Annotated in this window: 14 protein-coding genes; 1 reads left to right on the top strand and 13 read right to left on the bottom strand. The window is 67.4% G+C overall.

The annotated features are described in order from the left end of the window. Positions 1 to 138: 138 nt before the first annotated feature. From ABNK63_RS00905 to ABNK63_RS00875, 7 genes are all read right to left on the bottom strand, one after another. On the bottom strand, positions 139 to 555 hold the full coding sequence (locus ABNK63_RS00905; protein WP_350016414.1) for a TIGR01244 family sulfur transferase: 417 nt from the start codon (positions 553 to 555) through the stop codon (positions 139 to 141). Between the two features lie 33 nt (positions 556 to 588). After that, a complete protein-coding gene (locus ABNK63_RS00900; RefSeq protein ID WP_350016413.1) occupies positions 589 to 1,455 on the bottom strand; it encodes an MBL fold metallo-hydrolase in 867 nt (288 codons plus the stop codon). 113 nt (positions 1,456 to 1,568) lie between these two features. Next, complete coding sequence (locus ABNK63_RS00895) at positions 1,569 to 4,832, bottom strand: efflux RND transporter permease subunit (protein WP_350016412.1); 3,264 nt, start codon at positions 4,830 to 4,832, stop codon at positions 1,569 to 1,571. Further along, positions 4,825 to 5,916 (bottom strand): efflux RND transporter periplasmic adaptor subunit, encoded by a 1,092-nt coding sequence (locus ABNK63_RS00890; protein ID WP_007808536.1) that lies wholly within the window; start codon positions 5,914 to 5,916, stop codon positions 4,825 to 4,827. The genes ABNK63_RS00895 and ABNK63_RS00890 overlap by 8 nt, the downstream gene beginning before the upstream one ends. Positions 5,917 to 5,945: 29 nt before the next feature. Then, positions 5,946 to 6,152 (bottom strand): DUF2892 domain-containing protein, encoded by a 207-nt coding sequence (locus ABNK63_RS00885; protein WP_350016411.1) that lies wholly within the window; start codon positions 6,150 to 6,152, stop codon positions 5,946 to 5,948. A gap of 46 nt (positions 6,153 to 6,198) precedes the next feature. Further along, a complete protein-coding gene (locus ABNK63_RS00880; RefSeq protein ID WP_350016410.1) occupies positions 6,199 to 6,609 on the bottom strand; it encodes a DUF302 domain-containing protein in 411 nt (136 codons plus the stop codon). Beyond that, positions 6,606 to 7,895: an FAD/NAD(P)-binding oxidoreductase gene (locus ABNK63_RS00875; RefSeq protein ID WP_350016409.1), complete on the bottom strand. Its 1,290-nt coding sequence runs from the start codon at positions 7,893 to 7,895 to the stop codon at positions 6,606 to 6,608. The genes ABNK63_RS00880 and ABNK63_RS00875 overlap by 4 nt, the downstream gene beginning before the upstream one ends. 203 nt (positions 7,896 to 8,098) lie before the next feature. On the opposite strand from ABNK63_RS00875, the gene ABNK63_RS00870 reads away from it, so the two are divergent. Then, positions 8,099 to 8,383, top strand: coding sequence for a metalloregulator ArsR/SmtB family transcription factor (locus ABNK63_RS00870; RefSeq protein ID WP_157582201.1), 285 nt, complete (start codon positions 8,099 to 8,101; stop codon positions 8,381 to 8,383). A 63-nt stretch (positions 8,384 to 8,446) separates the two neighbouring features. Here ABNK63_RS00870 and ABNK63_RS00865 read toward each other — a convergent pair whose 3' ends face one another. The 6 genes from ABNK63_RS00865 to ABNK63_RS00840 all read right to left on the bottom strand — a co-directional run bounded on the left by ABNK63_RS00865 (position 8,447) and on the right by ABNK63_RS00840 (position 13,524). Beyond that, positions 8,447 to 9,298 carry an alpha/beta hydrolase gene (locus tag ABNK63_RS00865; RefSeq protein ID WP_007808528.1) on the bottom strand — a complete coding sequence of 284 codons (852 nt, stop codon included), beginning with the start codon at positions 9,296 to 9,298 and terminating at the stop codon, positions 8,447 to 8,449. A 151-nt stretch (positions 9,299 to 9,449) separates the two neighbouring features. After that, complete coding sequence (locus ABNK63_RS00860; protein WP_350016408.1) at positions 9,450 to 10,274, bottom strand: c-type cytochrome; 825 nt, start codon at positions 10,272 to 10,274, stop codon at positions 9,450 to 9,452. A 104-nt stretch (positions 10,275 to 10,378) separates the two neighbouring features. Then, the gene (locus ABNK63_RS00855) at positions 10,379 to 11,041 is read right to left on the bottom strand and encodes a c-type cytochrome (protein ID WP_350016407.1); all 663 of its coding nucleotides are present in this window, start codon (positions 11,039 to 11,041) and stop codon (positions 10,379 to 10,381) included. A gap of 10 nt (positions 11,042 to 11,051) precedes the next feature. Next, the gene (locus tag ABNK63_RS00850; protein ID WP_350016406.1) at positions 11,052 to 11,984 is read right to left on the bottom strand and encodes a substrate-binding domain-containing protein; all 933 of its coding nucleotides are present in this window, start codon (positions 11,982 to 11,984) and stop codon (positions 11,052 to 11,054) included. Between the two features lie 24 nt (positions 11,985 to 12,008). Then, positions 12,009 to 12,554, bottom strand: coding sequence for a DsrE family protein (locus ABNK63_RS00845; protein WP_350016405.1), 546 nt, complete (start codon positions 12,552 to 12,554; stop codon positions 12,009 to 12,011). Positions 12,555 to 12,660: 106 nt separating this feature from the next. Continuing rightward, the gene (locus ABNK63_RS00840) at positions 12,661 to 13,524 is read right to left on the bottom strand and encodes a helix-turn-helix transcriptional regulator (protein WP_350016404.1); all 864 of its coding nucleotides are present in this window, start codon (positions 13,522 to 13,524) and stop codon (positions 12,661 to 12,663) included. Positions 13,525 to 13,622 lie beyond the last annotated feature (98 nt).

Raw genomic sequence — 13,622 nt, 5'->3', positions numbered from 1 at the left:
CCGATGCGGCCATGAATCGTCCGCACCTCGCACCTCGCCCCTGACCGCGCCCTCGCGAAGCAGCAGGGAATGCCGCTGCGACAGGGTGGCCGACGTGGCGATGCCGTGCGCGAGGCCTGCGGCGGGTGACGGCGGCCATCAGCGACGGCTCATTTCCAGCCAGCCGCGCAGGATCGACAAGTCGTAGCCGGCCGCCTCGGTGGTGGCCAGGATGTTGTCGACGGTGTCGTCGGACGACAGCGCCCACAGCGCACTGCAGCGCGTGCCGCTGCGGCAGAACGCCAGCACCGGGCCGGGCAGCTGCGCCATCGCCTCGCTGAAGCTGCGCACCTGGTCATCGTTGACCTTGCCCGACACCACCGGAATATGCCGCCATTCCAGGCCCGCCGCGTGCGCTGCCGCCTCCAGCGCGGCGTTGTCCGGCTGGCCCGGCTCTTCGCCGTCGGGCCGGTTGTTGACGATGCTGCGAAAGCCCTGCGCGACGATCGCCGGCATGTCGGCCACGGCGATCTGCGGGGCGACGCTGAGCTGCTCGGTGAGTTGACGGGGTTGCATGGGTTTCCCTCCGGGGTGAAGCCGCGCCGGCGATCAGATCGCATCCAGCGGAATTCTCAGATAGCGCACGCCATTGTCTTCGGCCGGCGGCAGGTGGCCGGCGCGCATGTTCACCTGTACCGCGGGCAACAGCAACTGCGGCACTTTCAGGGTGGCGTCGCGGGCGCTGCGCATGGCCACGAAGGCGGCCTCATCGATGCCGTCGCGCACGTGGACGTTGCCCGCGCGCTGCGCCGCCACGGTGGTTTCGCAGACGAACCCGTCGCGTCCCGGCACGGGGTAGTCGTGGCACAGGAACAGCCGCGTCGCGTCCGGCAGCGCGAAGATCCTGCGGATCGAGCGGTACAGCGTGGCCGCGTCGCCGCCGGGGAAGTCGCAGCGGGCGGTGCCGTAGTCGGGCATGAACAAGGTGTCGCCGACGAAGGCGGCGTTGCCGATCACGTGCACCATGCACGCCGGCGTGTGGCCGGGCGTGTGCAGCGCCAGCGCCTCGATGCTGCCCAGCAGGTAGCGCTCGCCATCGGCGAACAGGTGATCGAACTGGCTGCCATCGCGGGCGAAGCCGCCGCCGGCGTTGAACAGCGCCCCGAAGGTCGCCTGCACCTCGCGGATGTGCTCGCCGATGGCAAGCCGGCCGCCCAGCTGTTCGCGCACGTACGGCGCCGCGGAAAGGTGATCGGCATGGGCGTGCGTCTCGATCAGCCACTCGACGTCGAGCCGCTGCGCCCGCACGAAGGCGATCACCGCGTCGGCCGACGCGTGGCCGGTGCGCCCGGAGGCCGCGTCGTAGTCGAGCACGACGTCGAACACGGCCGCCTTCATCGTGGCGGGGTCCCACGCCACGTGGCTGAAGGTATTGCTGGGTTCGTGGAAGAACGACCTGACTTCGGGGCGGTGCATGGTCAACTTTCCATCAGCTCGGCTGCAGGCATGGGTCGCGTGCGCAACGCGTGTACGGATACCGCTGCGGCCAGAGTATGCGACCGCCGCCTCATCGAGTCATCCGGACGCCATCACTGGCCCGCGGCTGATGGAAGATGCCGCCCATTGCCGCGCGACAGCCACGTGTAGTACAGCAGCGGAATCACCAGCAAGGTCAGCACCGTCGACACCATCACGCCGAACACCAGCGATACCGCCAGCCCCTGGAAGATCGGGTCGGTGAGGATGAAGAACGCGCCCAGCATGGCGGCCAGCGCGGTGAGGATGATCGGCTTGGCGCGCACGGCGCCTGCCTTCACCACCGCCTGCTCCAGGCTCAGCCCCGCCGCCAGCGAGTGGTTGATGAAGTCCACCAGCAGGATCGAGTTGCGCACGATGATGCCGGCCAGCGCGATCATGCCGATCATCGACGTGGCGGTGAACTGCGCGCCAAACAGCCAGTGGCCGGGCATCACGCCGATCACGGTCAGCGGAATCGGCGCCATGATGATCAGCGGCACCACGTAGCTCCTGAACTGGCCAACCACCAGCAGGTAGATCAGCAGCAGGCCCATCGAGTAGGCGATGCCCATGTCGCGGAAGGTCTCGTAGGTGATTTCCCACTCGCCGCTCCAGCGCACGGAATAGCCCGTGTCACCGGCCGGCGGGCCGGTGAATTCCTGCGTCAGCTGCTGGCCCGCCAGGCGCGTGTCGCGGATCCTGCCGACCAGGCCGAACATGCCGTAGACCGGGCTGTCCTCCGTGCCGACGTCGTCGCCGGTGACGAAGGTGTAGGGCAGCAGGTCCTTGTGGTGAACCGCGCCGGCCCACGGCTCCTCGACCACCTTCACCACCTCGGAGATCGGCACCAGCTGGCCGGCGCGGGAGCGCACGCGCAGGCTGAGAATCGTGTCCATCGAACCGAGCATGGCCGCTGGCAGGCGCAGCATGATCGGTACCGCGTACTTTGCGTTTTCGTCGGCGACATAGCTGGCAGGGTCACCGCCCATGCCGGCACGCAAGACGTCGACGATTTCAGCCTGGCTGACGCCGAGGGCGGCCGCCCGTGCGCGATCAATCTCGATCAACTGACGCCTGGCCCGAGCGTTTTCGACGCTGAGGTTGACGTCGGCAATGCCGGGCGTCTGCGCGAACAGCTTCTCCATCGACAAGGCCACCGCACGCTGCCCCTGATAGTCCGGGCCATAGATTTCGGCGACGATCGGCGCCATCACCGGCGGCCCCGGCGGAACCTCGGCCACCACCAGGTGCGCGTGAAAGCGCCTGGCCACCTCGGCCAGCGCCGGGCGCACCGCCATCGCCACCTCATGGCTCTGCCGCTTGCGCTCGCTCTTGTCGACCAGGTTGACCTGGATGTCGCCCTGGTACGGCTGGTTGCGCAGGTAGTACTGGCGCACCAGGCCGTTGAAGTTCATCGGCGCCGAGGTGCCTGCGTACAACTGGTAGTCGCTGACCTCGGGCACATGGTTGAGCAGCTGGCTCATGTCCACCAGCGCGCGGTTGGTCTGTTCCAGCGTCGAGCCCTCGGGCATGTCCAGCACAATCTGGAACTCGGACTTGTTGTCGAACGGCAGCATCTTCAGGATCACCAGCTTGACCCCGGCCAGGCCCGCGGCCAGCAACACCAGCATGCCCATGCCGATGAACAGGCGGCGACGATTGCGCGCAGCCCCGGGGTTGCCCAGGAACGGCGTCATCACGCGGATGAACAGGCGCTGCAGGAAGCGGTCGATCTTCGGTTCCGCGGGCGCAGCGCTGCTCGCCGCCTCGCCGCGCGGTGGCGGCATGTGACCGCGCAACAATCGATACGCCAGCCACGGGGTGACCACGAAAGCCACCGCCAGCGAGATCAGCATGCCGACCGAGGCATTGATCGGAATCGGCCGCATGTACGGACCCATCAGGCCGCCGACGAAGGCCATCGGCAGCAGGGCGGCGATCACCGTGAAAGTGGCCAGGATGGTCGGCCCACCCACTTCGTCGACGGCCAGCGGAATCGCCTCGAGCAGGCTTTTCTCACCCGGTACCATGTGCCGGTGAATGTTCTCCACCACCACGATGGCATCGTCAACCAGGATGCCGATCGAGAAGATCAGCGCAAACAGCGATACCCGGTTGATGGTGAAACCGATCGCCCACGATGCGAACAAAGTCACCGCCAGCGTGATCAGCACGGCCACGCCAACCACCACGCCTTCGCGCCAGCCCAGTGCAAACAGCACCAGCAGCACCACTGCAAACGCGGCCAGCGCCAGGTGCAGCAGCAACTCGTCGGCCTTGTCATTGGCCGTCTGTCCGTAATCGCGGGTGATCGTGGCATGCACGCCTTCGGGAATGTCCACGCCCTGCAGCGCATCCAGTCGCTCGCGGATGCTGCTGGCGATGGTGTGCGCATTGCTGCCGGCTTTCTTGGCGATCGCCAGGGTCACCGCCGGCACCAGCCCGGTGGACGGGCCGGAGCGGCCCGGCGGGGCACCGAAGGAGGCCAGCCGCGTGGCGTGATTGGTGCCGGAAACCACCCGTGACACATCGGACAGATACACCGGGTGCCCGCCGGCCAGGCCAATCACCAGGTGCGACACGTCCTGCGCATTCATCAGCAGGCTGCCGGCCTTCACCGGCAGATCCTGGTTGCCGCCGACCTCGCTGCCGATGTCGGCGGCGACATTCGCCGCCCTCAGGCTGCGTGACAGGTCGCCCACGGTGAGCTGGTAGCTGGCCAGCCTGGCCGGATCGATCTCGACCATCACCGCGCGGTCCGGCGCGCCGAGCGTGTAGACGTCCCGCGTGCCGGGCACGCGCTTGAGGTCGGTTTCCAGCGTGTGCGCCACCTTGGCCAGCTGCTCGGGCGTGGTCTCGGGGCGGTCGGACCACAGGGTGACCGCCATCATCGGCACGTCGTCGATGCCGTAAGGCTTGACCAGGGGCTGGCCGACGCCAAGGCCTTGCGGCACCCAGTCGGCGTTGGAATAGATCTTGTCGTACAGATCGACCAGCGCATGCTGGCGCGGCACGCCGACATCGAACTCCACCGTCACCACGGCCATGCCGGCGCGGCTCATCGAGTAAACGTGCTTGACGCCCTTGATCTCGGACAGCTTCTGCTCGAGCGGAAAGCTGACCAGGTTCTCGACACTGCGCACGCTGGCGCCGGGGTACGGCACCAGCACGTTGGCCATGGTCACTTCGATCTGCGGATCTTCTTCCTTCGGCGTGATGATCGCCGCGGCGATACCCAGCAGCAGCCCCGCCACCGCCAGCAGGGGCGTGATCTGCGAAACCTGGAATGCGCGGGCGATGCGGCCGGAGATGCCCAGCCTGGACGGCTCACTCATGAGCGGCACCCGGCCTGGCATTGCGCCGGGTCAGCCAGGCCACCGCCGCCTGCGGATCGCGCGCCACGCGCTCGCCATCATCCAGCCCGGCGAGCACCTCCACCTCGTCGCCCTCGCGGTTGCCGAGGCGCACCTGCCGCAAGGTGACGTCGCGCTCGCCGATCACGTACACCGCCACCAGCTCGCCGCGCCGGACCAGCGACGTGGCCGGCACCAGCAGACGCCTGGCATCGCCCATGGCAAACGCCACCTTCACCGTCATGCCCGGATACAGGGCGGTGGTGCCGGCCGGCAGCTGCACGCGCACGTTGAAGCTGTGCGTGGCCGCATCGGCATACGGGAACACCTCGATCGAGCTGGCCGCGATCGGCTGGCCATCCGCCGGCATCACGCTGGCGGCGTGGAACTTGCGGACGGCGTCGACCGCACTCTGCGGGAGTTGCACGTTGACGCGCAAATCGTCCAGCGCCTGCAACTGGATCAGCGGCTGCGGCGACGGCGGGCCGGCCTGCACGGCCTGGCCCACATGCACGAAGCGCTGCGTGATGACGCCGGCGAACGGCGCGCGCAACACGGTGTAGTCGAGCTGCTGGCCGACCGCGCCCGACTGGGCGCGCGCCGATTCCAGCGCAGCCCTGGCCGCATCGCGTGCCGCGCGCTGCTGATCCATCTGCGCCGTGGACACATAGCCCTTCGCGTACACCGCCGCGATGCGTTCGTAGGAGGCCTGCGCATCCCTGTAGGTCGCCTGTGCCGACGCGATCTGCGCCTGCGCCGCATTCCGCGCGGACTTCTGTTCCACGTCGCTGAAGCGCACCAGCACGGCCCCCTTGGCCACCACGTCGTTGACGTCGTAGGGCAGCTCGACCACCCGCGCGCTGGTCTGTGCGGTGATCGTCACCTGGTTGACCGCCTCGACCACCCCATCCCACACCTGTTCCCGGCGGGACGGCTGCCCGTGCACCACGCTGCCGGCCAGCGAAGCGGGTGGCGACGGGGCAGCCGGTACGGCAGGCCTGTCACCACAGCCGGCCAGAGCAGCCAGCGTGACGGACAGCCCGAGAAGGCGCAGCTTGAACTTCATGGATGGCGCTCGTTGCGGGCGTGAATGAATCAGTATCCGAACGCGCAGCCGGGCTTCAGGCCCAGCCGGGCGAGGATCCTGGCGAGCGGACAAAAACCGGTGAAAGCCGACTGCAGCAGGTTCGCACCAACGAACACCGACAGCAGCAGCCACCAGGGCGAGACGAAATGCCCCAGCGCCACACTCAGCAGGATCACGCTGCCGGCAAACGCGAAGACGACACGGTCGATGTTCATTGCATGGTTCTCGGTCAGGTGGGAGGCTGGTTGCGAAGTCGGGGGCTCAGCGCGCTTCGTCGATCATCTGGCGGGTGGAACGTTCAACCTCGGCGGCAATCGTCGCCAGGCGGGGGTCATCCGAAAGCCGGGCCAGCATCCGCTCCGGCTCGATCATGCCGATATGGGTGCGGCCGAGCTTCGTGTAGACCGAGATGCGGCACGGCAACGCCATGTTGAGTTGCATGTCGATCGCCAGGACCTGCGCCGCCTGCTGCGGATTGCACACCTCGAACACCTTGCACTGCTCGGCGAACGCGATGCCCTTGCTGCGCAAGGTGGCACCCAGGTCATGCACGTGCAGCACGCCAAACTGGTGGCGCCTGACGGCGGCGTCCAGATCGGCGGCGGCCTGCTCGAACGACTTGTCGGTTTCGACGATGTAATACATGTGGATCTCCTTGGGTGAACTGGTCACGCCTGGTCTTGCACGTCGTGCTTCAGGCGCTCGATGCCGAACGCCTGCATCACGTACTTTTCGTACAGCGGTTCGGCCTGGCCCTTGCGCATCTTGCGCAGGAAATACTTTTCATAGGCGACCTTGGCCAGGTGCACCCACTTGCCGGTCATGGCCCTGGTCACGTTGCGCGGGGGAATCTGTGGCAAGGCGATGAACGCGAAGCCGCTGTCACCCATGTCGGCCAGACACATCGCGTTCCAGGTGGCGCGTGCCCGCGCCGGCTTGCCGGCGAGTTCGTCGTGCAGGTTCTGCGCGATCGCGGTGACCATCGACTCGATCATCAGGCCGGTCTTCGGCGCACCGGTGGGCACCGGCGTGGCTTCGACCGGAGGAATCGCCACGCACACGCCCGCCGCGAAGATGTTCGGATACTTCGGGTTGCGCTGATGCTCGTCGATCAACACGAACCCGCCGGGATTGACCAGGCCGTCGATGCCTTGCAGCGCATCCACGCCGGCGAACGAGGGCAGCAGCATGGAGAAGGCGAACGGCAGCTCGTGGGTCTGCTGCAGCTGTCCCCTGTCGTCGAGCTGTTCCACATGGACCTTGTCCGACTCGACCGAGGTCACCCTTGCATTGGTTACCCACTTGATGTGGCGCTGGCGCAGTTCCGATTCGAGCAGGCCCTTGGAATCACCCACCCCGCCCAGCCCCATGTGGCCGATGTACGGCTCGGCGGTGACAAAGGTCATCGGTACCTTGTCGCGCAGTTTGCGGCGGCGCAGGTCGGTATCCACGATCATCGCGAACTCGTAGGCCGGGCCGAAGCAGCTCGCTCCCTGCACCGCACCGATCACGATCGGGCCGGGATGCTTGAGGAATTCCTGATAGGCCAGCCAGGTGGCATGCGCGTGGGGACCCGTGCAGATCGACTGCGAATGGCCCGCGGGGCCCGAGCCGGGAACCCGCTCGAAGGCAAGGCGTGGCCCGGTGGTCACGACCAGATAGTCGTAATCCAGCTTGCGTCCGTCCTGCAGCAGGAGCCGGTTTTCGTCGGGCAGCAGCTTGTCGGCGCGCATCTCGATGAAGTGGATGCCGCGATGTTGCAGCGGCTGCCTCACATCCACCCGGATGTCCTTCTGCTCGCGCCAGCCCACCGCGACCCACGGGTTGGACGGGGTGAAGTTGAACTGCGGCCCCTCTCCCACCACCGTGATGCCATGCTCGCTGCCGAGCAGCGCACGTACTTCGTACGCCGCCGACATCCCGCCCAACCCTGCACCCAGAATGACGATGCTTGCCATGAGCCCAGCCTCCAACCAGCGTGACCCTTGCATCGGTACTGCGTTGCCAACTTGACAGCGTGCCACCGGCGCGTGAATATGAACATGGTCTAATTTAGAAATATCTTATATATATGCCTGCCAGGAAGTCAACTCGCGCGCCTGCCCCAACGGGTGCGGCCAACCGTCGCAAGCAAGCACCGGCGCTTCCGGACATGGGCGCCATGCAGGGCCGTGCCGAAGAGGCTTCGGACTTGCTGAAGTCACTGGCCAACTCGTACCGGCTGCGCATCCTGTGCCTGCTGGTGGATCAGGAAATGACCGTGGGACAGATCAACGAACAGCTGACCGACCTGAGCCAGTCGGCGCTGTCACAGCATCTGGCGCGGCTGCGCGAGCGGGGACTGGTCACCACGCGGCGCGAAGCGCAAACCATCTGGTACGCGCTGACTCGGGGGCCGAGCCAACGGCTGATGCTGGCGCTGCACGAAATCTATTGCAGCGCCTGACCTTCGCGGCGCTTCCCCCGGCCTGCAATGCGGGTCCTGACAGTCCGCCCGCGGGGGCCGTCTTCAGTGGGCGGTCGATTCACCATCGAGAAATTGCAGCACCGCCGCATTGAACAGCGCTGGCGCCTGCAGCGGGGCGAAGTGGCTGACGTTGGGCAGGATCATCAGGCCGGCGCCGGGAATCGCGGCGGCGACGTGTTCGGTGTGCTCGCGGCGGATGAATTCCTCATGGTCGCCATCGACGATCCACACCGGCGACGTGATCGTCTTCAGCTGCGCATCGCTCCAGTCCGGCTCGGTCGACCACATCGTGCCCATTTGCGTGGCAAGCGCCTCGAAACCCTTCGGCGTGGGCGACAACCGGGCGTAGCTGGCGCCCATGTGCTTCATCAGCAGGGGGACGATCGGATTCGTCTCTCCGGTGGTGGACATGCCGGAGGTGCTCGCATTGGCGCCGAACGCGAACAGCTTGCCGATGCGCGAGGGATGACGCATCGCCAGGTCAAGGCCGATGTTGGCGCCGTCGCTCCAGCCGACCACGTCGACCTTGTCCAGCTTCAGTGCGTCGAGCAGCGCCACCACGTCATCGGCCATCAGGTCGTAGCTGAAGGGCCGCGCATCGTGGCTGCTGCGACCCTGGCCGCGGCTGTCCATCACGATGACGGTGTGGTGCGCGGACAGCGCGCCGACCTGGTTGCCCCAATCGTCGGAACTGCCCAGTCCGCCGTGCAGCAGCAGGACCGGCGAACCCTTGCCGGTGACGGCGTAATAGAGTCGCGCACCCTGCGTTTCGACGTGGCCGTGGCGCGCCATGGCGACCGGTGCGGGTGCCGCTGGCAGCGTCTGCCAGCGCTCGACGGCAACACTGGCCGGCGATACCAGGACGAGCAGAACGAGCAGCCAGACACGAGACATGGTCATTCCTGTGGGTGGTGGCATCGCCTGCGCCGTCGGCGGAACTCTACTCCTGGCGCACGCCCGGCGAACACTCCCTGGCGCAACACGCCGGAGCATGAATCCGGTCAACCATGGCTTGCCGCCACCAGGCCGGCAGCCTCCTGGAAACTCAGTGCATGCCGGTCGGCGAGCCCAGCAGATGCCCCTGGACTTCCGTGCCGTACAGCGACATCGGCGTGTCGTCATACTTCCTGCGCGTCTCGCCGACGCTGCCGTCGAAGCGCGGGTCCTGCGGCCGCTCGTGCGCGTCCATGTACATCGCCACGTCCCATGCGTCCTGGTCGCTCAGCGTGTTGCCCCGGCTGAACGGCATGTTCGCCTTGATGAAGGCCGCGGCGTTGTCCAGCTGGTGCATGCCCGCACCCCAGTTGAACGACTGCGGCCCCCACAGCGGCGGAAACACGTTGCGCCCGGCAACCTGCCGGCCCTGGCCGTCGTCGCCGTGGCAGAGCGCGCAGTTGTTCCTGAACACGGTTTCGCCACGCGCGTAGTCCGGTGGCTGCGGCGGCTTGAAGCCGGCCTTCGGATAGCCCGCCCCGGGCAGCTTCTTCCCCACCGGCGCGCCCGTGGCCATCCACCAGGCGTAGGTCTCCAGCGCCACCATCTCGGCACTGTCCAGCGGCGGCGCCTTGCCGTTCATGCTGAAGCGGAAGCAGCCCTGCAGGCGTTCGCCGAAGGTGTTCACCTTGCCGTTCTTCTTGCGGTACTGCGGGTACACGCCATAGGCACCCCACAGCGGTGCCGAGTTCGCCTGGCGACCGGCATCGAGGTGGCAGTTGCTGCAGCTCAGTCCGTTGCCGACGTACGCCTTCGCGTGCGTGGGCGTGTCGGTGAAGATGTCGCGCCCCTGGCGGATCACGTCGCCCAGCGGGCCGGCGGGAATCGCCGACTCGGCCGGCGGCGAGAACGTCGTCGGCGCGGGCGCGGCGGCCACCGCTTTCGGCACTGAGGCGGCGGTCGCCGGTGCAGGCGCGGGCGCTGGCTTCTGGGTGCAAGCGGTCAGGACACAGACGAACGCGAAAGCCGCAAGCACGTACTTCATGGCGCAGTCTCCGCGACCGGAACAGGTTGGGCCGCGAACCACGCCGCCACCGAGTCGATGTCCTGCGCACTGAGCGCTGCGGACAGATGCTGCATCAGCTGCAATGGATCGTTGTGTCGCGTGCCTTGCTGCCAGGCCTTCAACTGGGCCTCGATGTAGCTGGCGGGCTGGCCGGCCAGTGGCGGAAAGTTCGCACCCACGCCGCTGCCGCCCGGGCCGTGGCATTGCACGCAGCCGGGCACGCCGCGACTCCAGTCACCCCGCGTGGCCAGTACTGCACCGGCGCTGTCGGGCGCGGGCAGCGCCGTCGCCGGTTTCGTCGCCAGCGGCAGCTGGCTGTAGTAGGCCGCCATCGCGTGGCGTTCGTCTTCGCTCAGCGCGGTTGCCATGGGCTGCATCACCGGGTTGCTGCGCGTGCCGCTGGCGAAGTCGTCCAGTTGCTTCCGCAGGTACGCGGCATCCAGACCCGCCAGTCGCGGATTGCCCGCGGCCGCCTGGCCGGCGCCGTCCGCGCCGTGGCAGGCCATGCACGGCGCGGCACCGCGCCCGTTGCCTGCATGGGCGATGGCGGCGGCATCGACGGCCAGCGCAGCAGGCGGCATGCCGATGCCGGCCAGCGCGACGATCCCGAACAAACGACGTATGGCTGGCCGGAACATGGCGTGCACCTCAGTGAGCGGGAAGAAAGCCGTACTTGCGATACACCGCGGCCGCGGCCGGGCTCTGCATGAAGGCCATGAAGTCCTTCGCCGCCTGCGCGTGCGGTGCGTTCTTCATGCGCGCGGCGGTATACGTGGCGACCGCGTTCTGCGCCTCGGGGATGGCCACGGTTTCCACCGGACGATGCAGGATCTGCTGCTGGAAATAGGCCTCGGTCGACCACACCGGCGCCGCGTCCGATTCGCCCTGCAGCACGCGCAGCGGCGACTGGCGATGATGGATGCGGGTGAGGAAGGTGGTGCCGTCGGCCACCTTGGCCTGCATGATGGCGTGGTCGAGCGCCTCGCCACCGGCCTTGCGGTAGCTCGCCTCGATCTGCTTCGCGATGCCTTCCCAGGCCGGGTTCGGCATGCTGACCCGCACGTCGCCGCGACCCAGGTCGGCCAGCCCCGCGATGTGCTTCGGGTTGCCCCGGGCGACCAGGATCGCCAGCGGATTGCGCGCGTAGTCATGCATCTCGGCGAACCAGCCGCGCTCCTTCTGGCGGTCGGTGATGGCGCCCTTGCCGGCCGTATAGACGTCCGGACGATGGGTGATGCGCAAGTTGCCCATGACCAGCGAGCCGCTCTCGATCTGCTTGGCCAGGATGCCCGGCGGCAGGGTTTCCACGAAGATCCGCTGGTAGGCGGGATGCGCCTGCCGGAATGCGTCCATCAGGTCGTGCACCACCATGAACTGGTTGCCGGCGAAGAACACCACCAGCTGCGGATCGACGATGTCGCCGTGCAGGTCGGCGATCGCGTCGAACGGCGGCACGCTGAACTGCAGGCCGGCCGGTGGCGGATTCCACGGCGGCAGGTAGTCGGGTTGGTCGGTGGCGCTGGCGGCAGCGCTCAGCACGCATGCGGCGGCCAGCAACAGCCGGGGAATCGGATGGCGCATGACGATCGGCTCCTGTGGATGGACTTACTGCGGGCTCAACGCGTAACCCTGCTGCTGCAGGTCGATCACCGTGGTCAGCCCGGACAGCGCCATGGTGACCTGCGGATCGACCCAGTCGTACTGGAAGTCGTGTTCGGCGACGGCCTGGGCGCACACGGCGACGTCCACCCCGGCCTTGCGCAGCTGGGCGATCAGCGGCAGGTTGGGATTGGCCACGCCGTACTTCTTGCGGTACTGCGCGTCGTTCAACACGATCGGCGTGGCCGGCCCGGCCGCGATCGCCACGAATTTCAGCTGCGACAGCGGCACGCCGGCGTTGACGTAGAGGTTCACCGCCCGCGCCACGTGATCCAGCGACGGGCTCACCATGGTCGGCTTGTCGCCGGCCTTGCCCAGGCTGAACACGACCTTGTAGGTGGCCTGGCGATCGGGCTGATAGGCCGCCTGCGGCATCGGATGAATCCGGCCGGCGCCGTGGATGGTCGGGGTCTGCCAGAAATCGTTGCCGGCGACGGCGCCGGTGGAAAACAGGGCCAGCGCAAGCAACGCGGGCACGAACGGACGGATCATGATGACCTCGCGGACTTTCCGGCAGCGCGAAATGGCGCCGGGTCATGCTATGCCGCACCGGTGCTTCGACCAAGGACGGATTTGTGATCAGGCCGATAAGCCGGACTTATCGGTGCCCGCCTGGATCATCACGCGGCCCGTCAACCGGAGCGGAGCGCTGGGCGAAGTAGCGACCCGGCGGCCGCCCGAACTGGCGCCGGAACATGGCCACGAAGGCGCTGACGCTGACGTAGCCCAGCGCATCGGCGACCTCGCCCACCGGCTCGCCGGCGGCCAGGCGTTCCAGCGCCCGGCTTAGCCTGGCCTGCTGTCGCCACTGGGCGAAGCTGCAGCCGGTTTCGCTGCGAAAGAGCCGGCTCAGGCTGCGCGCCGAAAGTCCGGCCCAGTCGGCCCACGCTTCCAGGCTGCGATTGTCGTGCGGCTCGGCCAGCAGTTTGCGCGAGATGCGCAGCAGGCGCCGGTCATCCGGCATCGGCAGGTGCAACGGATGATCGGCGATCCGCGCGCGGCGCATCTCGTCCATCAGCACGTCCATGATGCGTTGCTGCCCCTCGTCCAGCCGGTCACTGTCGGCCCAGGCGGAGGCGCGATGCACCAGCGCCCGCATCAACTCGTTGGCGCCCAGCACGCTGGGCTCGTCCGGCATGCCGACGGCGGCCTGTGGCGCCACGAACACGCCCCAACCTTGGGTGCTCTGGATCACGCTGACGGTGTGTTCCTCGCCCGGCGGCATCCAGCCGACCCGATGCGGCGTCAGCGTCCACAGGCCGAGCCGGGTGCGGACGCATACCAGGCCACTTTCCACGTACATGAACTGGCCGCGCAGGTGGCGGTGCCACACGCTCTCCCGTTCCGGCGCCAGGTCCTTCACGACGAAGGCAATCAGGCCCGGGCCGTCCGCCCGCTCGATGCGCAGAAATTGTTCCTGGTGTCCCATTGGCGGGTTCTCGACACTTTTTGACTTATTCACGTTATCAGGCCAGGCGGGCGGAAAACTACACTGGTTCGACCCATCCAGCACGTCCCTCTGGCGCTCTGTCCATTCCCTGCCGGCAGAAACGTCTTCCA

Origin of the sequence: Rhodanobacter sp. IGA1.0 (genome assembly GCF_040208325.1) — a bacterium.
In the GTDB taxonomy this organism is placed as follows: domain Bacteria; phylum Pseudomonadota; class Gammaproteobacteria; order Xanthomonadales; family Rhodanobacteraceae; genus Rhodanobacter; species Rhodanobacter spathiphylli.
Note: the sequence above shows the minus strand (reverse complement) of the source record. Positions and strands in the feature narration are given on the sequence as shown.

Coding starts and splice junctions, on each gene's coding strand:
- ABNK63_RS00905 (WP_350016414.1), bottom strand. CDS start 555: ATGCAACCCCGTCAACTCACCGAGCAGCTCAGCGTCGCCCCGCAGATC.
- ABNK63_RS00900 (WP_350016413.1), bottom strand. CDS start 1,455: ATGCACCGCCCCGAAGTCAGGTCGTTCTTCCACGAACCCAGCAATACC.
- ABNK63_RS00895 (WP_350016412.1), bottom strand. CDS start 4,832: ATGAGTGAGCCGTCCAGGCTGGGCATCTCCGGCCGCATCGCCCGCGCA.
- ABNK63_RS00890 (WP_007808536.1), bottom strand. CDS start 5,916: ATGAAGTTCAAGCTGCGCCTTCTCGGGCTGTCCGTCACGCTGGCTGCT.
- ABNK63_RS00885 (WP_350016411.1), bottom strand. CDS start 6,152: ATGAACATCGACCGTGTCGTCTTCGCGTTTGCCGGCAGCGTGATCCTG.
- ABNK63_RS00875 (WP_350016409.1), bottom strand. CDS start 7,895: ATGGCAAGCATCGTCATTCTGGGTGCAGGGTTGGGCGGGATGTCGGCG.
- ABNK63_RS00870 (WP_157582201.1), top strand. CDS start 8,099: ATGCAGGGCCGTGCCGAAGAGGCTTCGGACTTGCTGAAGTCACTGGCC.
- ABNK63_RS00865 (WP_007808528.1), bottom strand. CDS start 9,298: ATGTCTCGTGTCTGGCTGCTCGTTCTGCTCGTCCTGGTATCGCCGGCC.
- ABNK63_RS00855 (WP_350016407.1), bottom strand. CDS start 11,041: ATGTTCCGGCCAGCCATACGTCGTTTGTTCGGGATCGTCGCGCTGGCC.
- ABNK63_RS00850 (WP_350016406.1), bottom strand. CDS start 11,984: ATGCGCCATCCGATTCCCCGGCTGTTGCTGGCCGCCGCATGCGTGCTG.
- ABNK63_RS00845 (WP_350016405.1), bottom strand. CDS start 12,554: ATGATCCGTCCGTTCGTGCCCGCGTTGCTTGCGCTGGCCCTGTTTTCC.